Source organism: Azospirillum fermentarium, assembly GCF_025961205.1.
GTDB classification, from domain to species: domain Bacteria; phylum Pseudomonadota; class Alphaproteobacteria; order Azospirillales; family Azospirillaceae; genus Azospirillum; species Azospirillum fermentarium.
The window spans coordinates 840,196-865,747 of sequence record NZ_JAOQNH010000003.1; the positions used below are offsets into that span (position 1 = coordinate 840,196).

Consider the following 25,552-nt stretch of genomic DNA (forward strand, 5'->3'; position numbering starts at 1 on the left):
GAGTGGCGGTCGGATCATGAGAATAACTCATGACCAACGGAAAGGAAGTCGGTTGCGGCCCGCCCCCATCCCGGCCACACTGCCGGGCGTCGGGTGCATGATCCAGGGAACGGGTTGAGAGCCATGAAAACGGGCGGGCAGTTGATCGTCGCGGCGCTGGAAGCGCAAGGGGTGCAGCGCGTCTACGGCGTGCCGGGCGAAAGCTATCTGGCGGTGCTGGACGCGCTGCACGATTCCTCCATCCGCACGGTCATCACCCGCCACGAGAGCGGTGCCGCCATGATGGCGGAGGCGGAGGGCAAGCTGACGGGCCGTCCCGGCGTGTGCTTCGTCACCCGCGGCCCCGGCGCCACCAACGCCGCCGCCGGCATCCACGTGGCGCAGCAGGATTCCACCCCCCTGGTGGTCTTCGTCGGCCAGATCGAGCGCGCCATGCGCGGGCGCGATGCGTTCCAGGAGGTGGACTACCGCCAGATGTTCGGCGGCATGGCCAAATGGGTGGCGGAGATCGACAGCGCCGGGCGGGTGCCGGAGATGATCAGCCGCGCCTTCCACACCGCCATGAGCGGGCGCCCCGGCCCGGTGGTCCTGGCCCTGCCCGAGGATATGCTGGTGGAAACCGCGGATGCGCCGGTGGCCGCCGCCGCCGTGGCCGCCGAATCCGCCCCCACCGGTTTCCAGACGCAGGAGGCCGCCCGGCTGCTGGCGGCGGCCAGGCGCCCGCTGGTGATCGCCGGGGGATCGCGCTGGACCGCGGACGCGGTGGCGGCGCTGCGGCCGTTCGCCGAGGCGTGGCGGGTGCCGGTGGCCTGTTCCTTCCGCCGGCAGATGCTGTTCGACCACACCCACCCGCTCTATGCCGGCGACGTGGGACTGGGCATCAATCCGAAGCTGGTGGCCCGCATCAAGGACGCCGACCTGCTGGTCCTGCTGGGCGGACGGCTGTCGGAGGTGCCGTCCCAGAGCTATGGGCTTCTGGGCATCCCCGACCCCGGCGTGCCGGTGATCCACGTGCACCCCGGTGCGGAGGAACTGGGCCGCGTCTACCGCCCCGCCCTGGCGGTGAACGCGGTGCCGGGCGCCTTCCTCGATGCGCTGGCCTCCCTGCCCGCCACCCCGGCGGCGGCGGACTGGGCCGCGGCGGCCAACGCCGACTACCACGCCTGGAGCGACACCCCGCCCACCACGCCGGGGGCAGTGCAGATGGGGGCGGTGATGGCGTGGCTGCGCGACACGCTGCCCGAGGATGCGGTCATCACCAACGGCGCCGGGAACTACGCCACCTGGATTCACCGGTTCTGGCGCTTCCGCCGCTTCGGCACGCAACTGGCGCCGGTGTGCGGCAGCATGGGCTATGGCCTGCCCGCCGCCGTCGCCGCCAAGCTGGCGGCCCCGGAGAAGACCGTGGTGTGCTTTGCCGGCGACGGCTGCTTCCAGATGACCGGGCTGGAATTCGGCACCGCCGCGCAGGAAGGGGCCAACATCATCGTGGTGGTGGTGGACAACGCCATGTACGGCACCATCCGCATGCACCAGGAACGGGACTATCCGGGCCGGGTCACCGGCACCGCGCTGCGCAACCCCGACTTCGCCGCCTTGGCCCGCGCCTATGGCGGCCACGGCGAAACGGTGGAGCGGACCGAGGAGTTCGCCCCCGCCTTCACCCGCGCGCAGAACGCCGGGCGTCCGGCGATCATTCATGTGAAGATCGACCCTGAAGCCCTCACCCCCACCCGCACCCTGTCCGAAATCCGCGCCGCGGGGAAACCGCGCCGATGACCGGCCTATTCGGCACGCCCCCCATCGGTACGGACCAGGGTGTAGCCGGAAAACCGCAGCACCGGGCGGCCATCCTGCCAGCCCGCCACCAGCGGCCCGCCCTGGAGCGTGTCGCCGCCCATGGCCGCGGCGGCATCGTCCGACAGGGGGGTGAGCACCACGCTGCCCTCCCCCTTGTCGTAGCCGAAGGTGCGGCTGCTGCTGCGGACCCGCGCGGTCAGCACGCCCCGGTCGATGGTCAGGTCGAAGCGGTGGATGGTCAGCATGTCGTCGCCGTCGCTGCCGGTGTAGGTGCCCAGCCGCCCGCGCCAGGCATCGGGGATGGGGCCGTCCTCCAGCCGTTCGAACACCAGGGGGGCCTCACGCCCCTCCACCACCCCATAGCGGCGCCCGTCCACCGTCGCGAAACGCACGGCGGTGCCGGGCAGCGCGACGTCGAACAGCCCCAGGACCGCGGTGTGGACGGCGAAACGGTCTCCCGCCACCGGAATCAGATCCACCGCGCGGCCCAGCGCCGTGGTCTTCAGCCGGTTGCCCGCGGCGGTCATAGTGACGCGCTCGCCGAAAATGGCGTAATCACCGCTCAGCGCCGCCAGGACCGCGGGCGGCAGGGCCTGTTCCGCCGGCTCCGTCACGGGCGGCGGCGGGGGCGGAGCGATGCCGGTCTTGGCCTCCCGCGCCAGTTCCAGCGCCTTGGCGGCGACGGTCTTGACCAGTTCGGCGGCTCCTTCGTCGTTGGCCAGCACCACCACGCCCAGCTTGTGGGGGCGCGAGACAGCCACCAGGGCGTGGAAGCCGGGTGTCATGCCGCCGTGCCACGCCACCGGCCCGACACCGGGCACGTCGATCCCCGCCAGCAGCCAGTCGAGCCCCAGGCGGCGCCCGAAATTCAGCGGCAGGCCGGCGTATTGCGGCTGGAACATCTGGTCCAGCGTGGCCGGGCGCATCAGCGGGCGGCCATCGGGGCCGCGCCCGCCGTTCAGGACGAAGCGCAGGAAGCGCGCCAGATCGGCGGCGTCGGTCACCAGCCCGCCCGCGGGATCGTCGCGCAGGCCCACCGGCGGCACCGGCTCGCCCCGGCGGTGGCCGGTGACCACGGGGCCGCGGGCCGTGGCGGTGCGTTCGAACGCGCTGGCGGTCATGCCCAGCGGGGCCAGCAGGGCATGGTCCATCGCCGCGGCGAACGGCTGGCCGCTGGCCCGCTCGATCATCCGGCCCAGAACGGCATAGCCCAGGTTGGAATAGATGTAGCGGGTCTGGGGCGGGGCCAGCGGCGGCGTGCCGCGCACCAGCGCGTCCACGGCGGCCAGCGGCTGGGGTTCGGCCACGAACATGCCGCGCAGGTGGTTGGGCGACAGGCCGCCATGGTGGGCCAGCAGGGCACGCACGGTGACGGGCCGCCCGGCCTCCTCCCGGACCACGCCCGGCAGCACGGTGGACACCGGGGCGTCCAGCCCGATGTCGCCCCGGTCCACCCGGCGCATGATCTCGGTGGCCGTCAGCAGCTTGGACACCGAGCCGACGCGGAAGCGGGCGCCGGTGTCCAGGGGCTGCCCCGCCGCACCCTGCCCGTACGCCCTGGACCACAGCACGCCGTTCTCATCGGTGACCGCCACCACCACGCCGGGGACCGCGGCGCGGGCCATCGCCCGCGGCACCAGCCAGTCGAGGGTCTCGGTCATGAAGCGGGTGTCGCCCGGCGCCACCGGCCCGGCCCGTTCCGGCATGCCGGCGCAGGCGGCCAGGACGAGACACGCGGCCAGGGCCAGAAACCGGGCGCCCAAAGGACGGCCCCGCACGGGATGAACATCAGGCATCAAACCGCATCCTTGTGGAAAAGCCGTCCCCTGCCGTTCTCCTACAGGGTGTGGACCGGACCGGCAAGGGGCGCCGTGCCGCAGCTCCGGCGGCCCTTTCCGGGGATCCCCCGTTCTTTTCCTGTTTCCCTTTGTTTTCCCGCTTCCTCGGGCCGATTTTCGGGCCATCCTTCGCGCTGACGACCTGTCTGGAGTTTTGCCGATGTCACCCCATGATCTTCTCTCCCGCCTCGGCGTCACCCTCGCCGCCCCCGGCATCCCCGGCCTGACCGCGCGGTCCCCCATCGACGGGGCGGTGCTGGGCACGGTGCCCACCGCCACCGCCGACGATGTGCAGGCCGCGCTGGAACGGTCGCACGCCGCGTTCCTGGCGTGGCGGGCGGTGCCGGCCCCGCGGCGCGGCGAGCTGATCCGCCTGCTGGGCGAGGAGCTGCGCGCGGCCAAGGACGACCTGGGCCTGCTGGTCACGCTGGAGGCCGGGAAGATCGTTCAGGAGGGCCTGGGCGAGGTACAGGAGATGATCGACATCTGCGACTTCGCGGTCGGTCTGTCGCGCCAGCTCTACGGCCTGACCATCGCGTCGGAGCGGCCCGGCCATTCCATGCGCGAAACCTGGCATCCCATGGGGCCGTGCGGCGTCATCAGCGCCTTCAACTTCCCCGTGGCGGTGTGGGCGTGGAACGCGGCGCTGGCGCTGGTGTGCGGCGATCCGGTGGTGTGGAAGCCGTCGGAAAAGACGCCCCTGACGGCGCTGGCCTGCGCCGCGTTGTTCGAACGGGCGGTGGCCCGCTTCGGCGATGCGTCGGCGGACCTGCTGATCGTGCTGAACGGCGGGCGTGACGTGGGCGAGGCGATTGCCGCATCGCCGCTGGTGCCCATCGTGTCGGCCACCGGCTCCACCCGCATGGGCCGCGCCGTGGCCGCGGTGGTGGCGGAACGGTTCGGGCGCCCGATCCTGGAGCTGGGCGGCAACAACGCCATGATCGTGGCGCCCAGCGCCGATCTGGACATGGCGGTGCGGGCCATCGTGTTCTCGGCGGTCGGCACCTGCGGCCAGCGCTGCACCACGCTGCGCCGGCTGATCGTCCACCGCAGCGTCAAGGACACGCTGGTGGCCCGGCTCGCGGCGGCCTACGCCACCATTCCCATCGGCGACCCGCGGGAGGCCGGCACCCTGATCGGCCCGCTGGTGGACGAAGGCGCGTTCCAGGCCATGCAGCAGGCGCTGGAACAGGCCAAGGCCCAGGGCGGCACCCTCGTCCAGGGCGGCGCGCGGGCGCTGGCCGACCGCTTCCCCCATGGCTGGTACGTGGCCCCGGCCATCGTGGCGATGCCGGAACAGTCGGCGGTGGTGCGGCACGAGACCTTCGCCCCCATCCTCTACGTCCTGGCCTATGACACGCTGGACGAGGCGATTGCGCTGCAGAACGCCGTGCCCCAGGGGCTGTCGTCCTGCATCTTCTCCACCGACGTGCGCGAGACGGAGCGGTTCCTGTCGGCCACCGGCTCCGACTGCGGCATCGCCAACGTCAACATCGGCCCCAGCGGGGCGGAGATCGGCGGCGCCTTCGGCGGGGAAAAGGAAACCGGCGGCGGGCGCGAATCCGGCTCCGACGCGTGGAAGGGCTACATGCGGCGGCAGACGGCGACGGTGAACTATTCCTCGGCCCTGCCGCTGGCCCAGGGCATCCGGTTCGAGGTGGGGTAAGGGGATGGGTGGTACGTCCCTGACGCACGGGCTGTGGGGGCGCACCGCCCCCGCGGCCCCGGCCACCAAACCGCTGGACGGCAGCACCCGCGCCGACGTGGCCATCATCGGGGCCGGCTTCACCGGCCTGTCCGCCGCCCTGCACCTGGCCGAGGCCGGCACGGACGCCGTGGTGCTGGAGGCGGAGGAGCCGGGGTTCGGCGGGTCGGGCCGCAACGTCGGTCTGGTCAACGCCGGCCTGTGGCTGCCCCCCGCCGACATCGCCGCGGCGGTCGGGGTGGAGACCGGGCAGCGGCTCAACGCCGCGCTCGGCGCCTCCCCCGCCCTGGTGTTTTCCCTGATCGAACGGTTCGGCATCGACTGCGAGGCGGTGCGCAACGGCACGCTGCATCTGGCCCACGCCCCCGCCGGCTTTGCCGATCTGGCGCGGCGCCACGCGCAGCTTTCGGCCATCGGCGCCCCCGTCACCCTGCTGGACGAGCGGGAGACGGAAGCGCGCACCGGCAGCCGTGCCTTTTACGGTGCCCTGCACGACGCCCGCGCCGGCACCATCCAGCCGCTGGCCTATGCCCGCGGGCTGGCGGCGGCGGCCCTGGCGGCGGGGGCGCGCATCCACACCGGCACCATGGTGACCGGGCTGGAGCGGGGGGCCGGCGGCTGGACCGTCGCCACCGCCCGCGGCACGGTCACCGCCGACACGGTGATCCTGGCGACCAACGCCTACACGGGTGCCCTGGCGCCCGGCCTGTCGCGGACGGTCACACCGGTGCATTACTTCCAGTGCGCCACCGAACCCCTGCCCGAACGGACGCTGGCGGAGATCCTGCCGCGGCGCGAGGGCACGTGGGACACCGGCATGGTGATGGCGTCGTTCCGGCTGGACCGGGCGGGGCGGCTGATCGTCGGGTCCATCGGACGGCTGGACCACGCGGGTGCGGTGGCCCACCGGACGTGGGCGGAGCGGGTGATGCACCGCGCCTTCCCCCAGACCCGCGGGCTGGCGCTGGACGGCGGGTGGTTCGGGCGCATCGGCATGACCGCGGACCACATCCCCCGCTTCCACGAGCCCGAACCGGGGCTGCTGGCGGTCATCGGCTACAACGGACGCGGCGTCGGGCCGGGCACGGTGTTCGGCAAGGCGCTGGCCGCCTTCGCCCGCAGCCGCGACGCCGCCGACATGCCGCTTCCCCGCACCAGCCCCCACGACTGGCCGTGGCGCCCGGTGCGTGCGGCGTTCTGGGAAGCCGGGGCGGTGGCGTGGCACACGGTGGACTGACGTCCGGCCCTCACCCAACCCTCTCCCCGGCGGGGAGAGGGCCGGCAGGCCGCCTCTTGCGGCCCTGCCCCGCCATCCGACGCACGGCGTTGACCAGCGGCATCTCGATCAGGCGGTAGACCGCCACCGCCGCCACGACACCCGCCACGCAGACCACGGCGGCAAAGGCGATGTCCCATCCCCCGCCCATGGGCAGGCCCGCCGCCTTCCACGCCACGCGCAGGACACCCAGCGTGAACAGGTGCGACAGGTACAGCGCATAGGAGGCATCGCCGATCAGCCGCAGCACCGGCACCACCGGCATCCGCCCACGGTTTTCCAGGCACAGCACGCCGGCCACCAGCAGCACCGCCGGCAGCCCCCACGCCGCCAGCCGCGCCGGGCCGGACACCGCGTAATCCTCCATGAACAGGGTGGTCAGCAACGGGATCAGCACGGGGAACGCCAGCACCCCACCCCATCCCAGCACCACCGAGCGCAGCCACCCGGCCCGGTACGCCACCCCCAGCAGCATCCCCGCCACGAATTCCAGCATCAGCGGGTCGGTGTAGGTCACCCACACCGCACTTTCGGGGCGCACCGCCAGCCCCAGCAGCACCAGCCCCCCGATCACCGCCGGCACCGCCACCAGCCGCACCGCCGCGGTGCAGCCCACGAACAGGGCGAACACCCCATAAAAGAACATCTCGAACTGCAGCGACCATCCCGGCACCAGCACCGGAAACACCATCCCCGGAAACGCCGGATGGAAATCGGGGATGAAGAGGAACGAGGCCAGGATGTGCCCCCCGTCGGTGGAGCGGTTGTGCAGCGCCTGCGGCAGAACCAGCCCGGCCACCACCGCCAGGGCCGTGAACACCCAATAGAGCGGCACGATGCGGATGATCCGCTTGATCAGGAAATCCATCGGCGAACCCCGCCCGTCGCCGGCATCGCCGCGGGCGGTGATGGTCCACATGATGAAGCCGCTGATGACGAAGAAGATGTCCACCCCCGCCACCCCCACATGCCCGAACGGCCCCAGCCCACGGAACAGCGCCGGAAACTGGTCGATGGCATGGAAGTACAGCACCATGAACGCCGCCAGCCCGCGCAGGTACTGGATGCCGGTGATGGTCTTCATCAGGGGGGCCTCATCGGTGGTGCGGTCTTGGCCGATGAGCTTGATGGTTTGTGCGGCCGGGCGGCTTTTCAAAAACTCTTCATGCCTACCCCCTTGACGGGGGTAGGCCGGCGGAAAAGGGGCGGGGCGGCCCGGAGGGGCCTACCCCCACCGGACTCACAGCACGTTGAACAGGTAGAGCAGCAGGATCACCGGCAGCGGAATCCCGATCAGCCACAAAAGCACGCCACGCATGGCCCAACCTCCCGTCTCATCAATGGTTGCCTGAGGGGATAACGCCAGGGCCGCGCGGTTGGTTGCATCCCCCGCTGGGGGTCATCCCCCTGGAAAAACTCGCCGCCCATACCCACGCTCAAGACAGGGCACTTCACCGGAACGGGCGCGAGGAGGACCGGATGACGCGGATATTGTTGCTGGGCGCGGGCAAGATCGGCAGCATGATCGCCCACCTCCTCCATTCCAGCGGCGACTACACCATCACCGTCGCCGACCACGCCGCCGCCAGCCTGTCCCACGTGGCGGACAACGAGGCGGAACGGATGGTGCTGGACGTGTCCGACCCGGCGGCGCTGCGGCGGGCCATCCCCGGCCATGCCATGGTGGTCTCGGCCCTGCCCTTCTACCTCAACGCCGCGGTGGCGGAAGCCGCGCGGGACGCGGGCGCCCATTACTTCGACCTGACCGAGGACGTCGCCACCACCCGCCGCGTGCGCGCGGTGGCGGATGGGGCCGGCACCGCCTTCGTCCCCCAATGCGGGCTGGCGCCGGGGTTCGTGTCCATCGCGGCGCACGATCTGGCGAAACGGTTCGACAGTCTGCGCGACGTGCAGATGCGGGTGGGGGCGCTGCCCATCTTCCCCACCAACGCGCTGAAATACAACCTGACCTGGAGTACAGACGGGCTGATCAACGAATATTGCAACCTGTGCGAGGCGATCCACGAAGGAGAGGTCCACGAGGTGCTGCCGCTCCAGGGGCTGGAGCGTTTCTCCCTGGACGGGGTGGAGTACGAGGCGTTCAACACGTCGGGCGGGCTGGGCACCCTGTGCGACACGCTGGCGGGGCGGGTGCGCACGCTGAACTACAAGACCGTGCGCTACCCCGGCCACCGCGACGCCATCAAGTTCCTCGCCCAGGATCTGCGGCTGGCGGAGCGACGCGACCTGTTCAAGGACGTGCTGGAAACCGCCGTGCCCATGACCAAGCAGGACGTGGTGCTGGTGTTCGTCACCGTCAGCGGCCACCAGGACGGGCGGCTGATGCAGGAAAGCGTCGCCCGCAAGATCTACAACGCCACCATCGCCGGCGTGCCGTGGAGCGCCATCCAGATCACCACGGCGGCGGGCATCTGCGCCATGATCGACCTTTTGCGGGACGGACGGCTGCCCCAGCGGGGCTTCGTGCGGCAGGAGGATGCAAACCTGAGCGATTTTCTGACGAACCGCTTCGGCCGCCACTATGCCGAGGCATGAGTCTGAGACCATCGCAGTATTGACCGGACACGCACCTCTTCGTCTCCTATCCTCCACCTAATGAAAAACCGGGAGGAATCGGAAAATGAAGCGGGTGTTCATGGCAACCATGGGTGCAATACTGGGGGCGGGGCTGCTGGCGGCCGGACCGGCGGCGGCGGTGGACGAGCCCGCGGGCTACCGCATGGACGGCTACCGCAGCCCGACCCCGGCGGGGCTGTCCGGCGCCACCACCGTGGACACCGCCGCCGCCCGCACCCTGATCGAAGGGGGGCAGGCCATCCCCATCAACGTGATGAAGCTGGACCGCTCCACCCTGCCCGGCGGCCCGTGGATCATGGCCAAGCCGTTCCACCAGATCCCCGGCAGCGTGTGGCTGCCCGGCGTGGGCGTGGGTGATCCGGGGCCGGAAATGACCGCGTGGTTCGCCCGCCACCTGGCCCGGCTGACCGGCGGGGACACCGGCCGGGGGGTGCTGTTCTATTGCCTGGCCGATTGCTGGATGTCGTGGAACGCCGCCAAGCGGGCGCTCAGCCTGGGCTATACCCGCGTCTACTGGTACCCGCTGGGGTCCGACGGCTGGATGGAAGCGGGCCTGCCGACCGAGGAGGGACGCCCGCTGCCCTTCGACTGATCCGCCGATGGCATGGCTCTTGCTGTAACAGCCGGGCTTAACGTTCCCCGGCGAAGACAGGATCGCGGCCATGCTTGGACTGATGCAGCAGAGCGGAAGCTCCTTCTTCCCCTTTGGTAACAAAGCAACGCAGGAGATCCTGGATTATGTCCCGGTGGCCGTCATGCTGTGCAGCCTGCCGGATTTCAGGATCTGCTACGCAAATCCGCGCTCCGTCGAACTCTTGGGCTCGATCCGCCATCTTCTGACGATCGATCCGCAGGCCATCGTCGGCACCAGCATCGATGTCTTCCACAAGGCCCCCGAACGCCAGCGCGCCCTGCTGTCCAACCCCGCCAACCTGCCGTTCTCCACCCAGATCGCGCTGGGGGACGAGGTGCTCGACCTGACCATCACGGCGGTGCACGAGGGCGGGGCCTACACCAAGGCCATGCTGACGTGGAACGTGGTCACCGCCCGCGTCCGCGCCGACCGCGAGACCAGGCGCCTGCTGCGCATGCTGGACGAGATGCCGACGGCGGTGATGGTCTGCGACCCCGCCGACGACTTCCGCATCACCTACATGAACCAGACCAGCCGCCGCACGCTGAAGGCGGTGGAACAGCATCTGCCGGTGCCGGTGGACGGCATCGTGGGGCAGTCGGTGGACATCTTCCACCGCAACCCGTCACACCAGCGCCGCATCCTGTCCGACCCGTCGCGCCTGCCGTTCCAGGCCGACATCCGCCTGGGGCCGGAGGTGCTGAACCTGCGGGTGTCCGCCATCCATGGCGAGAACGGCGCCTATGTGGCGGCCATGCTCACGTGGTCCATCGTCACCGCCGGGGTGCGCCTGACGGAATACGTGGCCACCGTGGCCGACGAAATGGGCAGTGCCGCCAACCGCATGCACGAAGCCGCCCGTGACATGGCCCGGTCGGTCAGGGTTGCCGACGAGATGGCCTTCGCCGCATCGTCCGCGGTGGAGGAGATCGAGGCGTCGGCGGGCGAGATCAGCCGCCAGATGGCGTCGGCGGCGTCCGCAGCGGCCACCGCGGTGCAGGAGACCGAAAGCTCCGAACGGCTGGTCGGCTCCTTGTCCGACAACGCCCAGTCCATCGGCACGATCGTCCAGACCATCAAGCGCATCGCCGCCCAGACCCATCTGCTGGCGCTCAATGCCACCATCGAGGCGGCGCGCGCCGGGGCCGCCGGCAAGGGCTTCACCGTGGTGGCGGGCGAGGTGAAGGCGCTGGCCACCCAGACCGCCGCCGCCACCGAACAGATCGCCGCCGAGGTGGAGGCCATCCAGACGGCCACCGGCAGCGCGGTCGGCGCCTTCCTGCGCGTGGGTCAGGTGATCCGCCAGATCAACGAGGCATCCCTGACCGTTTCATCCGCCATGGAGGAACAGGCCGCCGCCGCCAAGGAGATCGTGCGCAGCGTGGCCGGCGTGAACGACGCCACCCGCGCCACGGAAAACGCGGCGACCACGGTGCTCACCCTCTCGTCGCAGGTCCACGATCATCCCGAAAAGCTGAAGGAGGGCATGCGCAGCTTTGCCCGGTCCTGATGCCTGGGGACGGGACTCCCAGAATGCATGCGTATGGCAGCCTGGTTTGCAAAATGGGAATTCCGGTTGCCGTAAAGAGGTATTGGACGAAGGTAGGATGGCGCGTCTCCCGCCTCGGGGCCTAGGCTGAAGACCGGTCCGTACCATCGGGCCGCAACACGCAACAGATCATTTTAGGGAGACACTCCGATGAAGACCTGGCGCAAGCCCAAGACCACCGAAATCGCCGTGGGCACCGAAATCAACGCCTACGCCTGCGCCGCGCTCTAACCGGCGCTGACGGCGGCGGGCGCCGCGATCCCCCCTCGTGCCTCCCCGTACCCCAAGGGGTGCGGCGCCCGTCCGTTCTTCCCGCCAGCCCTTCTTCAGACGGTGGCCCCATGAAGATCCTGGTCCTGGGCTCCGCCGCCGGCGGCGGCTTCCCCCAATGGAATTGCGCCTGCGACGGGTGCCGCCGGGCACGCTCCGGCGATCCCGCCGCCCGTCCCCGCACCCAATCGTCCATCGCGGTCACCGCCGACGGCGAACGCTGGGTTCTGCTGAACGCCTCGCCCGATTTGGGGGCGCAGCTTCTGGCGTCTCCCCCGCTGCACCCGCCCGCCGGCCAGCGCCGCGGCAACCCGCTGGCGGCGGCGGTGCTGACCAACGCCGACATCGACCATGTGGCCGGTCTGCTCACCTTGCGGGAAAGCCACCCCTTCGCCGTCTATGCCACGGCGCGGGTTCAGGGGGTGCTGGACGGCAACAGCGTGTTCAACGTGCTGAACCGGGATCTGGTGCCGCGCCGGCCCATCGCGCTGGGCACGGCCTTTGCCCCCGCCGACGCCGCCGGCAACCCGCTGGGTGTCGAAATCGAAGCCTTCGCCGTTCCGGGCAAGGTGGCGCTCTATCTGGAGAACGCCGCCGCCGGGCCGAACTTCGGATCGGTGGCGGAGGACACGGTGGCGCTCCACGTCCGGTCCACCATCGACGGGTCGTCGTTCTTCTACATCCCCGGCTGCGCCGCCCTGCCCGGCTGGCTGGCGGACCGCGTGCGGGGGGCGGGGCTGGTGCTGTTCGACGGCACCACCTGGACCGACGACGAGATGGTGCGCAGCGGCACCGGCACCAAGACCGCCCAGCGCATGGGCCACATGGCCATGTCGGGGCCGGAGGGAAGCATCGCCGCCTTCGACGGGCTGGGGGTGGAACGCAAGGTCTTCATTCACATCAACAACACCAACCCCGTGCTGCTGGAGGATTCGCCCGAACGCCGGGCGGCGGAGGCCGCGGGGTGGCAGATCGCCCACGATGGGCTGGAGCTGACCCTATGACCGAGCTGTTGTCCCCCGCCGCGTTCGAGGCGGAACTGCGCGCCATCGGCGAACGGCAGTATCACGACCTTCACCCCTTCCACCAGCTTCTCCACGGCGGCAAGCTGGCCAAGGGGCAGATTCAGGCGTGGGCGCTGAACCGCTTCTATTATCAGGTGTCGATCCCGCGCAAGGATCTGTCGATCATGGCGCGCATGGACGATCCCGCCCTCCGCCGCACGTGGCTGCAGCGCGTGCTGGACCACGACGGGCTGGGCGTTGACGGGCAGGTGGACGAAAGCAAGGTCGGCGGCATCGAACGCTGGCTGCGCCTGACCGACGGGCTGGGGCTGGACCGCGATTACGTGATTTCGCTGGAAGGTCTGCTGCCCGCCACCCGCTACGCCGTGGACGCCTATGTCCATTTCGTGCGCGATCATTCGCTGCTGGAGGCGGTGGCCTCGTCCCTGACCGAGCTGTTCGCCCCGTCGATCCACCGCGAGCGCATCGCGGGGTTCGAGCAGAACTACAGCTTCGCCAACGACGCCACGCTGTCCTATTTCCGCAAGCGCCTGACCGAGGCACCGCGGGACGTGGAGTTCGGCCTGCAATACGTGCTGGACAACGCCCGCACCCGTGAGCAGCAGAACCAGTGCCTGCGCGCGCTGCGGTTCAAGACGGAACTGTTGTGGGCACAGCTCGATGCCCTGCATCATGCCTACGTCACCCCGGCGCTGATCCCGCCCGGCGCCTTCGTGCCGGCGGACATGGACGCGCCGCGCTACACCCGCTGATGGCAGACAGGCAACGATGACGGACTCCCCCACCCCCACCATTTCCGAAGACAGCCGCGTGCGGCTGGCACCCGGCGTGATGCTGCGTCACGACCGGGCGCGGGACGAATGGATGCTGCTGGCCCCGGAACGGGTGTTGGTGCTGGACGAGACGGCCCTGGCCGTCGTCCGCGCCACGACGGCCCGCGATGCCGGCACGGTGGGGGAGGCCATCACCCGTCTGGCCGCCGATTACGAAGCCCCGCGCGCCGACATCGCCGCCGACGTGCTGGAGATGCTGAACGACCTTCTGGCCAAGGGATACGTGGTGCCATGACCTGCATGCTCCCCGCCGCGGGCCGTACCAAGGATGAACCGGCCCCGCCGTTCGCGGTGCTGGCGGAACTGACCCACCGCTGCCCCCTGCGCTGCCCCTATTGCTCCAACCCCCTGGACCTGGACCCGTCCAGCCGGGAGATGGACACGGCGGCGTGGAAGCGCGTGCTGGATCAGGCGGTGGACGCCGGGGCGCTGCAGGTGCATTTCTCCGGCGGCGAACCCTGCGTGCGCAAGGATCTGGAAGAACTGGTCGCCCACGCCACCGATATCGGCCTCTACACCAACCTCATCACGTCGGCCGTGCTGATGGACGAGGAACGCCTGCTGCGTCTGCGCGACGCCGGGCTTCAGCATGTGCAGATCAGCCTTCAGGACACCGAGGCGGCGGGGGCCGACCGGGTGGGCGGCTTCAAGGGCGGCCACGCCCGCAAGCTGGCCGTGGCCGGGATGGTGACGCGGGCCGGGATGGCGCTGACCATCAACGCCGTGCTGCACCGGCACAACATCGAACGGGTGGATGATTTCATCGACCTCGCCCTGGATCTCAAGGCCGGGCGGATCGAGATCGCCAACGTGCAGTATTACGGCTGGGGTCTGGTCAACCGCGCCGCCCTGCTGCCGTCGCACGATCAGTTGATCGCCATGGACACGGCGGTGCGCGCCCGGCTGCCGTCGCTGAAGGGGCGGATCGTGGTGGATTACGTGGTGCCCGACTATTACGCCCGCCGGCCCAAGGCGTGCATGGGCGGCTGGGCGCGGCGGTTCATGAACGTCACCCCCTCGGGCCGGGTGCTGCCGTGCCACGCGGCGGAAACCATCCCCGGCATGAGCTTCGAGACGGTGCACGAGCGCACCCTGTCGGAAATCTGGCGCGACGGCCCGGCCTTCGTCCGCTACCGCGGCACCCACTGGATGCCCAAGCCCTGCCGCGATTGCGACCAGCAGGAGATCGACTGGGGCGGCTGCCGCTGTCAGGCCCTGGCCCTGGCCGGCGACGCCGACGCCGCCGACCCGGTGTGCGAGAAATCCAGCGCCCACGCCGCGGTCGCGGCGCTCCGCGATGCCGACGCCGCGGCCCTGGACACGCCGTTCCGCTACCGGGGAAGCCCCGCGGACTGACGGCTCAGCCGCCCGCGGCCATCAGCACCCCGTTGGCGGCCAGAAGGCCGGCGAACAGCATCCACGCCACGGCCAGCACCCAGCGGGGGGCGGCCAGCCGGCCCATCACGCCCCGGTCGCCGCTGACCAGGATCAGCGGCGCCAGGGCCGCCGGCAGCAGCAGGGCCAGGATCACCTGCGACCCTTCCAGCAGGTCGCCCACGCCCCCCTCCCCCAGCCACAGGATGCCGGCCAGCGCCGGCACCAGCGCCAGCCCGCGGGTGACCACCCGGCGTAGCCAGCAGGGGATCTTCAGTTCCAGGAAACCTTCCATCACCACCTGCCCGACGATGGTGCCGGTGAAGGTGGAACTGAGGCCCGAGGCCAGCAGCCCCAGGGCGAACAGGGTGGCCGCGACACGGGCAGCGGTGCCGCCGCCGGCCTCCCCGCCCGCGATGGTGTGGGTGGCCTCCTGAAGCCCGGCGATGTCGCCGATGCCGTTGGCGTGGAAGGCGGCGGCAGCGAGCGCCAGCAGGCCCAGGTTGACGAACACCGCCAGCCCCAGCGTCACCACCGTGTCGGCGGCGGCCCAGCGGGCGGTGCGCGCGGTGTCGCCCCCCTCGTCCCGCCGGGTGCCGACGACGGAGGAATGGAGGAACAGGTTGTGGGGCATCAGCGTCGCCCCGACGATGCCCAGCGCCAGGAACACGCCCTGCGGCGCCTGCAGCGCGTCCAGCGGGTGGGACGCCTGTTCCAGCGTCTCCCCCCACGGCCCGCCGATGAGGGCCAGATTGACCGCCAGCGCCCCCATGATCATGGCGATCAGCCCCAGGATGATCGCCTCCACCCGGCGGAAGCCGGCGCCCTTCAAACCCAGCACGAGGAAGACGTCCAGGCTGGTGACGATCACCCCCGCGGCCAGCGGCAGCCGGAACAGGATCTGAAGCGCCACCGCCGCCCCCAGCACCTCGGCCACGTCGGTGGCGATGATGGCGGCCTCCATGGCCAGCCACAGCGGCAGGGACACGGCCCGCCCCCACCGGCGGCGGATGGTGACCGCCAGATCGGTGCCGGCGGCGATGCCCAGCCGGGCGGCCAGGAGCTGGAAGCCGATGGCGACGAGGCCGGAGAGCACCACCACCGCGGCCAGCCCGCCGCCCAGCCGGGCGCCGCCCTGCAGGTTGGTGGTCCAGTTGCCGGGGTCCATATAGCCCACCGCCACCAGCAGGCCGGGGCCGAGCGACAGCCGCACCCGCTGCCAGAAGGTGGCCCCGCGGGGGGTGACCACCGTGCCGTTCACCTCGCTGGGGCAGAAGGGCGCGGTCGCCGTGACGGGAAGCCCGACACGGCGGGCGGCGGCAAGGATGGGGGCGACGGCAGCGTCAAACATCGGTGACCGTTATGGCGGCGGCAATGGACGGCGTGGTCCTCCACGATACCGCGTGCCCCGCGGAAATGCGAACACCCCGGCCATCCGGTCTTTCGCGGCATCATTTTCCATGGTACAGCGGGCCATCTCGAAATGAATAACGAGAAAACGTTGTAAATGACAGGATATAACCGCGTCCCGCTTGGGGATTTCATCCGTACCTGGGCACGGGTGGCGGGGTTGAGTTTCGGCGGGCCGGTGGGCCAGATCGCCGTCATGCACCGGATCCTTGTGGACGAGAAACGCTGGGTGGGGGAATCGCGGTTTCTCCACGCGCTCAACTGCTGCATGATCCTGCCGGGGCCGGAGGCGCAGCAGATGGCCACATACATCGGCTGGCTGCTGCGCGGGCCGGTGGGCGGGCTGATTGCCGGGGGGCTGTTCGTCCTGCCGGGCTTCATTGCCATCATGGCGCTGAGCTGGATCTACGCCCTCCACGGCGGGGCGGGACCGGTGCAGGCGCTGTTCGTCGGGCTGAAGGCGGCGGTGCTGGCGGTGGTGGTGGATGCGGTGATCCGCATCGGGCGGCGGGCCTTGACCGGGTGGTGGAAACGCGCCCTGGCCGCTGCGGCCTTTGCCGGGCTGTTCGTCTATGACCTGCCCTTTCCCCTGATCGTGGCCGCCGCCGGGCTGGTGGGGCTGGGGCTGGCGTGGATGGGGGCGCGGGGGATCGGCAACGGGCTGGGCCACGGGGGTGACGGAGCCGCCGGGGGCCTGGCCGATGCCGACAGCCTGATCGGGGCGGACACCCCGGACCATGCCCGGCCATCGCACGCCTGGACCCGGCGGGTGCTGCTGGTGGGGCTGCCGCTGTGGCTGGTGCCGGTGGCGGGGCTGGTGCTGGCGCTGGGGCCGCAGAACGTGTTCGCCGCGGTGGCGGTGTTCTTTTCCAAGATGGCGGTGGTGACCTTCGGCGGGGCGTACGCCGTGCTGGCCTATGTGGCGCAGCAGGCGGTGGATCATTACGGCTGGCTCCAGCCGGGGGAGATGCTGGACGGGCTGGGCATGGCCGAGACCACGCCGGGGCCGCTGATCATGGTGCTGCAGTTCGTGGGCTTCATGGCCGGGTTCCGCGATCCGGGCGGGCTGTCGCCGCTGTGGGCCGGGACGCTGGCCGGGTGTCTGGCGACCTGGGTCACCTTCGTCCCCTGCTTCCTGTGGATCTTCCTGGGCGGGCCGTACGCGGAGGCTCTGCGGCACAGCCGGGCGCTGTGGGGGGCGCTGTCGGCCATCACCGCGGCGGTGGTGGGGGTGGTGCTCAATCTGGCGCTGTGGTTCGCGCTCCACACCCTGTTCACCCGCCTGGACCCGGTGGCGGTGCTGGGCGGGCGGGTGGACGTGCCGGATGTGGGCAGCGTCAACGGCCCGGCGGCGGTGCTGACCGCGGTGGCGCTGGTGCTGACCTTCGGCTTCCGGCTGGGCACGGTGCCGGTGCTGGCGGTGTGCGCCGGGCTGGGCATGGCGTGGCACGGGGTGGCGGGTTAGAGCGTTTTCCGATTAGGTGGAATATCACGAATTTTTGATGCCGTTTGCGCATTCCTGTGGCGGGAAATTTCCAATAATCGCTCTAAGCAGGTTTGCAGAATTTCCGAGCCCGCCCATCTGTGGGCGGGGTTCGGAAATCCTGTTGAGACCCCGGTGAGCAATCCGATGGACAGCACCCCCCGAACCGGACGCGAGCCGGGCGGTCAGAGCGTCATATCGACCCGCACCGAAGCGGCCTGCCTGCTCGCCTCCAGCTCCTTGCGGGCCTGCTGCAGCTCGGACGCCTGGCCGCCGCCCTTGAAAAGGGTGATCTGGCCGATGTCCTTGACGTAGGAGCCGTCATGCACGGACGCCCAGGTTCCTTCGACCCCATGAATCCCCTTCACCAGCAGGTTGACGACCGGATCGCCGCTGTCGAGATTCTCCGCCGTCTCACCTGGATGATCCCGCTGCATCGACGATTCATAGCCGACCTGGGTGGCGGCGCGATTCACGCGCCAGTTGTCCGACGCCCGCTCTTCCGGGCTGGCGGCATCCAGGAAGCGGACCCCGTTCCTGAAGCCGGCCGCCGGATCGCTCATGAAGCTGCCCGTCTCCCCCAACCCCATCGCGGAGGCCTGCTGCTGCGACATGACGGTCTGGGCGAAGGCCTGCTCGTCGTCCGAGAACAGGCCGCCGCTGTTGCTGGCGATGGCATGGAGGGAGCGCCGGTCGAGGCCCTGGAACGCGGCGTCGATGTCCGCCTGGGTTCCCTGATTCTCCCCCATGCCCAGCGTGTGTCCCGCCTCCTTCATCCTGGCCAGATTGGCGTCGAGCGCCGACCGGGAGTCGGTGGTGACCTCGGCGAAGCTCCTTCCGACCGACGCCGCTTGGTTTGATGCGGCCGGCACGGCGCCGGAAAGCGTCACGACGACCGCCGGCTTGCCGATGGCCGCCGTGCCTGCGGTCTTGGGCGCCTCCGCCGGGGCCTTGCCGGCGATGAATGCCCGCGCCTGGTAAACGCCGGCATCACCGACAACCGAGCTGACAACGGCCATCACTCCACCCCCCTGCGATCGGGAAATTTTCGGAAAAAAATATCATAAGGTTGTGCGTGAGGCAACATAGACGTTGCGAAGTACATAAAGACTATAAACTTTCAGTAGCGATATCCCGCCAACCGCCTCCTACTGGCAGCGCCGCGATCGGATCGAAGCGCGCCGCCCGGGCGGCGGGATAGCTTCCAAAGGAAACGCCTCAATCCCGCAAGCCACGATGTCGAAAAATACAAATGGCGTCACCTCGTCGAAAATTTCTTCCAGAAACTCAAGGAATTCAAGCGGATTGCCATGCGGGCTTGCAAGACGGACGAGAGTTTCGCCGCCATGATCCATCTGGCCGCAACCGCGATCCGAACAAGGTGAACGTCAACAGACCCTAGAGCCGTTTTCGGTTGACCGGAAACGGCTCCGGCGGCGACCGCCGCCGCGCGGCACGTGCCGCGGAAGCCAAGCCGCGGATGCGGCGCCGGCGTTTGAGGAAGAGGCAGAGAGACGGCGTGTTTCCGGTCAACGGAAACACGCCCTAACAGGGCGCGGAAAAAGGCTATGCCCGGCTGGCCGGTCGTGATTCTCTCATTTCGTAGAGAATGAGGCCGGCGAGGGGGCGATGCGGGGTTCGGACGAACGCAGCGAGGGTCTGTTCAGCTACGTGAGCTGTGAGGCTCGGGTTCCGGCCAACCACCCGTTGCGGGCGATCCGGGCCATCGTGGATGAAGCGCTGGAGGTGATGTCGCCAGCCTTCGAGGGTCTGTACTCGAAGATCGGGCGGCCGTCGATCGCACCGGAGAAGCTGCTGCGGGCGCTGCTGCTCCAGGCCTTCTACTCGGTGCGCTCGGAACGCCAGTTGATGGAGCAGCTTGATTACAACCTGCTGTTCCGCTGGTTCGTCGGGCTGTCGATGGACGCCCCGGTGTGGGACGTGACGGTCTTCACCAAGAACCGTGAGCGTTTGCTGGCGGGGGATGTGGCGGCCACGTTCCTGGCCACCGTGCTGGATCAGCCGCGGGTCAAGGCGCTGCTGTCGGACGAGCACTTCTCGGTGGACGGCACGCTGATCGAGGCGTGGGCCAGCGTGAAGAGCTTCCGGCCCAAAGATGGCAGCGGTGAGCCGCCGGGGCCGGGCCGCAACGGCGAGCGCGACTTTCACGGTGAGAAACGGTCCAACGAAACGCATGCCTCCACAACCGATCCCGAGGCGCGTCTCTACCGCAAGGGCAACGGGCAGCCGGCGAAGCTGGCCTTCATGGGCCACGCGCTGATGGAGAACCGCCATGCTCTGGTGGTGGATGTCCGGCTGACGGCGGCTACGGGCTTGGCCGAACGCGAGGCGGCGGTGTCGATGGTCGAGGCCATCTCCGGCTGCCACCGCATCACGCTGGGCGCCGACAAGGCTTACGACACCAAGGATTTCGTGGCGAACATGCGCCGCCTGGGCGCCACCCCGCACGTTGCCCAGAACACCAGCAACCGCCGCTCAGCCATTGATGGCCGGACCACCCGTCACCCCGGCTATGCCGTGTCCTTGCGCATCCGCAAGCGGATCGAGGAGGTCTTCGGCTGGATCAAGGGGGCGGGGCTGCGCAAGACCCGTCACCGCGGCACCGCCCGCGTCGGTTGGATGTTCACGCTGACTGCCGCCGCCTATAACCTGATCCGTCTGCCCAAGCTGCTGACAACGGCATAATCATCCCGGAGTCCGCCTGAATGGCGGCTCCAGGAGCCTGAGGGCGCGGAAAAAGGCGCCATCCAGACCAAAACAGGCCCCGAAAACACCATTTCCAAGCTTCAGCGGAGACAATGCCACCGCATCGGTCCGTTTTTCCGCGCCCTGCTAACCCGCCTGCTCCGCCAGCCACGCGCGGAAGGCCAGCGCCGGGGCCGTGCGGGTGCCGGGGCCTTCGAGCAGGAAATACTGGCCGGTGCGCACCCGGCCCGCCGGCCCCAGCGGTTCGGCCAGCCGGCCCGCCGCCAGCGGGCGGTCCACGAACAGCCGCGGCACCACCGCCACCCCCACCCCGTCCTCCGCCGCCTGGATGGCGAAGAAGGTGTGGTCCACCTCCAGCCGGTGGGGGAAGGCGGCAGGCTCCAGCCCCTGGGCAGCGCACCACGCCGGCCACAGGTCGGGGCGGGCGCGGATGGTGATGACGGTGTGGCGGGCGAGATCCGCCGCCGACCGCGGCGCCTCCATCCCCGGACGGCCGATGGGCGCGCTGACCTCCTCCATCAGCGGCACCGGGGCCAAGCCGGCGAAGTGGGCGACGTCGCGGCGGATGGCGTAATCGACACGGGCGCTGCGGTCCACCGGCCCCGTCGCCGTGGTCAGCACCACCTCGATCCCCGGATGGCGGCGGCGGAAATCCGGCAGCCGCGGCAGCAGCCAATGCATGGCGAAGGTGGGGATCACGTCCAGCCGCACGCCGTCCGGCGGCTCCTGCCCGCGCGCGTCCTCCGTCGCCTCCTCCATCTGGGCGAACAGGGCGGCCATGCGGGTGAAATAGCGCGCCCCGGCGGGCGTCAACTGCACCTGCCGGCGGGAGCGGTCGAACAGCGGCACCCCCAGATGGGTTTCCAAGGCGCGGATCTGGCGGCTGACGGCGCCGGGGGTGACGCACAGCTCGTCCGCCGCCAGACGGAAGCTGACGTGGCGGGCGGCGGCGACGAAGGCGCGCAGCGCGTTCAGGGGCGGGAGACGGGACGGCATCTGTTGAGTTTTTCTCAATGATCGTGGGCGTACAAGTCGTTTTCGCCGTCCCCCGCCAAGCGCTACGGTAGGGGCCGCAAACACCATCCCGACCGGACAAACCGCCGCCATGATCGCACCAAGGCTCGTGCTGTGCCTGGGTCTGTCCCAACTCGTCTGTTGGGGAACCACCTTCTATCTCGTCGCCATCTTCGGGGACGCCATGGCCGCCGGGCTGGGGCTGGGGCTGTCGTGGATTCACGGCGGCTTCACGGTGGCGCTGGTGGCCATGGGGCTGGTCTCGGGGTGGGTCGGGCGCACCATCGACCGCCGCGGCGGGCGGGGCGTGATGGTGGCCGGGTCGCTGCTGGGGGCCGCCGGGTGTCTGATGCTGGCCGGGTGCGGCGGGGTGGCGGGGTATTACGCCGCCTGGGTGGTGCTGGGGGTGGCGATGCGCTGCTGCCTGTACGATGCCGCCTTCGCATCCCTGGCCCGGGTGGGCGGGGCGGCGGCGCGGCGGCCCATCTCCCACATCACGCTGCTGGGCGGGCTGGCGTCCTCGGCCTTCTGGCCCATCGGACAGGCCTTGATCGAGCGTGTGGGCTGGCGCTGGGCGCTGGTGGCCTATGCCGGGTTCCTGCTGGCGACGGTGCCGCTGCATATGAAAATTCCCGGCGGGGACAGGACGCCGGCCCCCGCCACCGCCGCCGCCGGGGCGGAGCCGCCGCGCGCTGCCGGGCGGCGGGCGGCGGTGCTCTATGCGGTGATCGTGGCGTCCACGGGCGCGCTCGCCTCGGCGCTGTCGGCGCACATGATCGGCATCTTCGCCGGCATGGGGCTGGGCATGGGGGTGGCTGTGGCGTTGTCGTCGCTGCGCGGGGTGGGCCAGTCGGCGGCCCGGCTGGCGGAGGTGCTGTTCGGCAAACGCCTGTCCCCCACCGGGCTGGCGGTGCTGGCGACAGCGTTGCTGCCGCTCAGCGCCGGGTTCGGTTTCGCGTCGGGCGTGTCGGTGGCGGCGGGGGCGGCGTTTTCCGTGCTGTTCGGGGCCGGCAACGGGCTGGCGACCATCGTGCGCGGCACGCTGCCGCTGGCGCTGTTCGACCCGCGCACCTATGGCGCCACGGTGGGGCGGCTGATCGCGCCGGGGTTCTATGTCTCCGCCGCCGCCCCGCTGGTGTTCGCGCTGGTGATGGAACGGTTCGGGGCAGCCGCCGCCCTGCCCCTGTCGGCGGTGCTGGGGGGATTGGCGCTGGGGGCGGCGGCGCTGCTGCCGCGGAATACCGGACGTGCCTGATTTCCGTTCGGGCCTGGGGGCCGGATGATGCTATCGACGGGGCCGCGCTTGTTGCTGGATAAGGTTGTTTGACGTGTTCGATTCCTCCGTCCTGTTCGCCATGGCCGCCCCGGCGGAATACGGTCCCTGCCTGAAGGCGCGCATCGCCCCCATCCTGATCGGCATCGGCCCGGTGGAGGCGGGGGTGAACCTGACGGCGGAACTGGCCCGGCGCGCCGCGAACGACGATCTGCCCACGCTGGTGGTCAGCCTGGGGTCCGCCGGGTCGCGCACCCTGCCCCAGACCGGCATCTTTCAGGTGACGGCCATCTCGTACCGCGACATGGACGTGTCGCCGCTGGGGTTCGAGAAGGGGTGTACCCCGCTGCTGGACCTGCCCGCGGTGGTCCCCCTGCCCCACCGCATCCCCGGCATCGCCGAGGCGACGCTCTCCACCGGGGCGAACATCGTGTCGGGGGCGGGGTACGACGGCATCGGCGCCGATATGGTCGATATGGAAACCTACGCCGTCTGGCGCGCCTGCCAGAAATACGGCGTGCCCATGGTCGGGCTGCGGGGCATCTCGGACGGCACGGAGGAGTTGACCCACATCACCGACTGGACGGAATACCTGCACGTCATCGACGAAAAGCTGGCGGACGCGCTGGAGCTTGTGAAGCGGGCGCTGGATGGGGGGATCATTGGGCGACCGCCCAAACCCGTTCGGGGCGATGCCCCGAACCCCCTTTGATTTTATTGATAAAAAGGGGGGAGGTTTGGAGGCGTCAGCCTCCAAGCGGGGCCGGGGCGGCAGCCCCGCTCTCCAACATCAGAACTCGATCCCGGCCTGAGCCTTCACCCCGGCCCGGAACGGGTGCTTGACCAGGGTCATGTCGGTGACCAGATCGGCGGCCTCGACCAGTTCGGGCTTGGCGTTGCGGCCCGTGACGATCACATGGGTGTCCGCCGGGCGGTTGCTCAGCACGGCGACCACCTCGTCCAGCGGCAGATGGTCGTTGCGCAGCACGATGTTGAGTTCGTCCAGCACCACCATGCGCACGTCCGGGTCGGCGATGGCGGCCTTGGCGGAGTTCCACGCCGCCGCCGCCGCCGCCATGTCGCGCTGACGGTCCTGGCTTTCCCACGAAAACCCCTCGCCGTGGGCGTGGATGGTGACCAGATCGGGGAAGGCTTCCAGCACCACCCGTTCGCCGGTGTCCCACTTGCCCTTCACGAACTGGATGATGGCAACCTTCATCCCGTGGCCGATGGCGCGCATCACCATGCCGAAGGCGGCGGTGGATTTGCCCTTGCCGGTGCCGGTGTGGACGATCAGCAGCCCCTTTTCGATGGTCTTGGTCGCCATCATGCGGTCGCGGGCGGCCTTGATCTTCGCCATTTTTTCGGCGTGCAGACGGTCTTGTTCGCTCATGCTGACGGCTCCGCCGCGATGATGTGGAAGAACGATCCCGACACCCGGCCCCGCACCCCGCCCAGCATCCCCAGATCGGTGCCGTCAGCGGCGGTGGCGGTGAACAGCGGCGCATCGGTGCCGGGATCGGTGACGGTGGCGTAGTGGAATTCATGCCCGCGCAGGGCATCCCCCGCCCGCCCCAGCGGCCCGTCGGCCTGCAGCACGGCGCGGCGGTAGCCCAGATGCATCCGCCGCCGGGCAAACGAGGTGCGGTGGGACAGCAGCCCGGTCATGGGGTGGATCACCCGCTCGGCATCCTCCAGCGTCTCCCCCAGCACCATGTACCCGCCGCACTCGCCATAGACGGTGCCGGTCCGGGCGAACACCGTCAGCCCGCCGCGGAAAGTGGCGCAGGCCGACAGGCGCCCGGCGTGAAGCTCCGGGTAGCCGCCGGGCAGATACACGGCGTCGGCATCCTCCGGCGGCGCCTCGTCGGCCAGGGGGGAGAAGAAGCGCAGCTCCGCCCCCTCCCGCCACCAGCCGTCCAGCAGGTGGGGATAGGCGAAGGTAAAGGCGGCATCCCGGGCCACGGCGATGCGCTGGCCGATGGGCGGCAGCGCCGGGTCGCCCGGCCCGCGGGCCGTGCGGGTGGGCTGGGCCAGATCCATCAGGGCGGCCACGTCCAGATGGGACATGACGAAATCGCCAAGCTCGCGCAGGTGGCGGTCAAGCTGCGGCGTCTCCCCCGCCTGCACCAGTCCCAGATGGCGTTCGGGCAGCGACAGGGAGGCGTCGCGCGGCAGGTTGCCCAGCACCGGGATGCCCAGCGCGCGGATGGCATCGCCGCACAGGCGGGCGTGGCGGGCGCTGCCCACGTTGTTCAGCACCACCCCGCCGATGCGCACGCCGTCACGGTAGGTGGCGAAGCCCTTGACCAATGCTGCGGCGGATTGCGACTGCCCCTTGGCATTCACCACCAGCACCACCGGCCAGCCGGTGCGGGCGGCGATGTCGGCGGTGGCCCCGCTGCCGAACGTGGGGAATCCGTCCGCCGCCGGCACGCCGTCGAACAGGCCCATCAGCCCTTCGCACACCACCAGATCCACCCCCTGCTCCACCCGGTGGACCAGGGTGTCCAGCAGAGCGGGCGCCATGGCCCAGCTGTCGAGGTTGAAGCTGGGCCGCCCGGTGGCCGCGGCGTGGAAGGCGGGGTCGATGTAGTCCGGCCCGGCCTTGGCCGCCCCCACCTTCACCCCGCGTGCCGACAGTGCCGCCAGCAGGCCCAGCGTCAGCGTGGTCTTGCCGGTGCCCGATGCCGGGGCGGCGATGATGATGCCGCGGGCCGGCCCCGTTCCCCCTTCACTCATG

At 70.2% G+C, this 25,552-nt stretch carries 22 protein-coding genes and 1 pseudogene; 16 read left to right on the top strand and 7 right to left on the bottom strand.

Going from position 1 to position 25,552, the window contains the following annotated elements; genetic code table 11:
• Nucleotides 1–123: 123 nt before the first annotated feature.
• Nucleotides 124–1,779 carry a thiamine pyrophosphate-binding protein gene (locus M2352_RS23920; RefSeq protein ID WP_264667041.1) on the top strand — a complete coding sequence of 552 codons (1,656 nt, stop codon included), beginning with the start codon at nt 124–126 and terminating at the stop codon, nt 1,777–1,779.
• A gap of 5 nt (nt 1,780–1,784) precedes the next feature.
• On the opposite strand, the gene M2352_RS23925 is transcribed toward M2352_RS23920, so the two are convergent.
• Nucleotides 1,785–3,596, bottom strand: a complete 1,812-nt coding sequence (locus M2352_RS23925; RefSeq protein WP_264667042.1) for a serine hydrolase domain-containing protein — start codon at nt 3,594–3,596, stop codon at nt 1,785–1,787.
• Between the two features lie 202 nt (nt 3,597–3,798).
• Here M2352_RS23925 and amaB point away from each other — a divergent pair, with 202 nt between their 5' ends.
• Together amaB and M2352_RS23935 are read left to right on the top strand one after the other, a co-directional pair.
• A complete protein-coding gene (gene amaB / locus M2352_RS23930) occupies nt 3,799–5,304 on the top strand; it encodes an L-piperidine-6-carboxylate dehydrogenase (RefSeq protein ID WP_264667043.1) in 1,506 nt (501 codons plus the stop codon).
• Between the two features lie 4 nt (nt 5,305–5,308).
• A complete protein-coding gene (locus tag M2352_RS23935) occupies nt 5,309–6,580 on the top strand; it encodes an NAD(P)/FAD-dependent oxidoreductase (RefSeq protein ID WP_264667044.1) in 1,272 nt (423 codons plus the stop codon).
• A 10-nt stretch (nt 6,581–6,590) separates the two neighbouring features.
• Here the strand turns inward: M2352_RS23935 and M2352_RS23940 are convergent, their stop codons facing one another.
• Entirely contained in the window at nt 6,591–7,703 is a 1,113-nt protein-coding gene (locus M2352_RS23940) for an acyltransferase family protein (protein ID WP_264667045.1), read from the bottom strand.
• 395 nt (nt 7,704–8,098) lie between these two features.
• On the opposite strand from M2352_RS23940, the gene M2352_RS23945 reads away from it, so the two are divergent.
• The 8 genes from M2352_RS23945 to pqqE all read left to right on the top strand — a co-directional run bounded on the left by M2352_RS23945 (nt 8,099) and on the right by pqqE (nt 14,884).
• Nucleotides 8,099–9,175: a saccharopine dehydrogenase family protein gene (locus M2352_RS23945; protein ID WP_264667046.1), complete on the top strand. Its 1,077-nt coding sequence runs from the start codon at nt 8,099–8,101 to the stop codon at nt 9,173–9,175.
• A gap of 85 nt (nt 9,176–9,260) precedes the next feature.
• A complete protein-coding gene (locus M2352_RS23950) occupies nt 9,261–9,809 on the top strand; it encodes a rhodanese-like domain-containing protein (RefSeq protein WP_264667047.1) in 549 nt (182 codons plus the stop codon).
• A 70-nt stretch (nt 9,810–9,879) separates the two neighbouring features.
• On the top strand, nt 9,880–11,361 hold the full coding sequence (locus tag M2352_RS23955; RefSeq protein WP_264667048.1) for a methyl-accepting chemotaxis protein: 1,482 nt from the start codon (nt 9,880–9,882) through the stop codon (nt 11,359–11,361).
• Nucleotides 11,362–11,550: 189 nt separating this feature from the next.
• Complete coding sequence (pqqA, locus tag M2352_RS23960; protein WP_085553804.1) at nt 11,551–11,631, top strand: pyrroloquinoline quinone precursor peptide PqqA; 81 nt, start codon at nt 11,551–11,553, stop codon at nt 11,629–11,631.
• Nucleotides 11,632–11,741: 110 nt separating this feature from the next.
• Nucleotides 11,742–12,674, top strand: coding sequence for a pyrroloquinoline quinone biosynthesis protein PqqB (gene pqqB / locus M2352_RS23965; protein ID WP_264667049.1), 933 nt, complete (start codon nt 11,742–11,744; stop codon nt 12,672–12,674).
• The gene (gene pqqC, locus M2352_RS23970; protein ID WP_264667050.1) at nt 12,671–13,447 is read left to right on the top strand and encodes a pyrroloquinoline-quinone synthase PqqC; all 777 of its coding nucleotides are present in this window, start codon (nt 12,671–12,673) and stop codon (nt 13,445–13,447) included. The genes pqqB and pqqC overlap by 4 nt, the downstream gene beginning before the upstream one ends.
• A 16-nt stretch (nt 13,448–13,463) precedes the next feature.
• Complete coding sequence (gene pqqD, locus M2352_RS23975) at nt 13,464–13,763, top strand: pyrroloquinoline quinone biosynthesis peptide chaperone PqqD (RefSeq protein WP_264667051.1); 300 nt, start codon at nt 13,464–13,466, stop codon at nt 13,761–13,763.
• On the top strand, nt 13,760–14,884 hold the full coding sequence (gene pqqE, locus M2352_RS23980) for a pyrroloquinoline quinone biosynthesis protein PqqE (protein WP_264667052.1): 1,125 nt from the start codon (nt 13,760–13,762) through the stop codon (nt 14,882–14,884). Before pqqD ends, pqqE begins: the two co-directional genes overlap by 4 nt.
• 4 nt (nt 14,885–14,888) lie before the next feature.
• Here pqqE and M2352_RS23985 read toward each other — a convergent pair whose 3' ends face one another.
• Complete coding sequence (locus M2352_RS23985; RefSeq protein ID WP_264667053.1) at nt 14,889–16,253, bottom strand: Nramp family divalent metal transporter; 1,365 nt, start codon at nt 16,251–16,253, stop codon at nt 14,889–14,891.
• Between the two features lie 156 nt (nt 16,254–16,409).
• Here M2352_RS23985 and chrA point away from each other — a divergent pair, with 156 nt between their 5' ends.
• Nucleotides 16,410–17,777 (top strand): chromate efflux transporter, encoded by a 1,368-nt coding sequence (gene chrA / locus M2352_RS23990; RefSeq protein ID WP_264667054.1) that lies wholly within the window; start codon nt 16,410–16,412, stop codon nt 17,775–17,777.
• A gap of 203 nt (nt 17,778–17,980) precedes the next feature.
• Here chrA and M2352_RS23995 read toward each other — a convergent pair whose 3' ends face one another.
• Complete coding sequence (locus tag M2352_RS23995) at nt 17,981–18,814, bottom strand: hypothetical protein (RefSeq protein ID WP_264667055.1); 834 nt, start codon at nt 18,812–18,814, stop codon at nt 17,981–17,983.
• A 195-nt stretch (nt 18,815–19,009) separates the two neighbouring features.
• On the opposite strand from M2352_RS23995, the pseudogene M2352_RS24000 reads away from it, so the two are divergent.
• Nucleotides 19,010–19,180, top strand: a pseudogene (locus tag M2352_RS24000) (IS5/IS1182 family transposase); the annotation flags it as partial.
• Between the two features lie 244 nt (nt 19,181–19,424).
• A complete protein-coding gene (locus tag M2352_RS24005; RefSeq protein WP_264662801.1) occupies nt 19,425–20,501 on the top strand; it encodes an IS5 family transposase in 1,077 nt (358 codons plus the stop codon).
• Between the two features lie 147 nt (nt 20,502–20,648).
• Here the strand turns inward: M2352_RS24005 and M2352_RS24010 are convergent, their stop codons facing one another.
• Nucleotides 20,649–21,518: a LysR substrate-binding domain-containing protein gene (locus M2352_RS24010; RefSeq protein WP_264667056.1), complete on the bottom strand. Its 870-nt coding sequence runs from the start codon at nt 21,516–21,518 to the stop codon at nt 20,649–20,651.
• A 109-nt stretch (nt 21,519–21,627) separates the two neighbouring features.
• Between M2352_RS24010 and M2352_RS24015 the strand changes: the two genes are divergently transcribed.
• Nucleotides 21,628–22,791, top strand: coding sequence for an MFS transporter (locus tag M2352_RS24015; protein ID WP_264667057.1), 1,164 nt, complete (start codon nt 21,628–21,630; stop codon nt 22,789–22,791).
• Between the two features lie 73 nt (nt 22,792–22,864).
• Nucleotides 22,865–23,521, top strand: coding sequence for a 5'-methylthioadenosine/S-adenosylhomocysteine nucleosidase (locus M2352_RS24020; RefSeq protein WP_264667058.1), 657 nt, complete (start codon nt 22,865–22,867; stop codon nt 23,519–23,521).
• 78 nt (nt 23,522–23,599) lie between these two features.
• Here M2352_RS24020 and cobO read toward each other — a convergent pair whose 3' ends face one another.
• A complete protein-coding gene (cobO, locus tag M2352_RS24025; protein ID WP_264667059.1) occupies nt 23,600–24,202 on the bottom strand; it encodes a cob(I)yrinic acid a,c-diamide adenosyltransferase in 603 nt (200 codons plus the stop codon).
• Nucleotides 24,199–25,551: a cobyrinate a,c-diamide synthase gene (locus M2352_RS24030; protein ID WP_264667060.1), complete on the bottom strand. Its 1,353-nt coding sequence runs from the start codon at nt 25,549–25,551 to the stop codon at nt 24,199–24,201. Before M2352_RS24030 ends, cobO begins: the two co-directional genes overlap by 4 nt.
• Between the last annotated feature and the right edge of the window lies 1 nt (nt 25,552).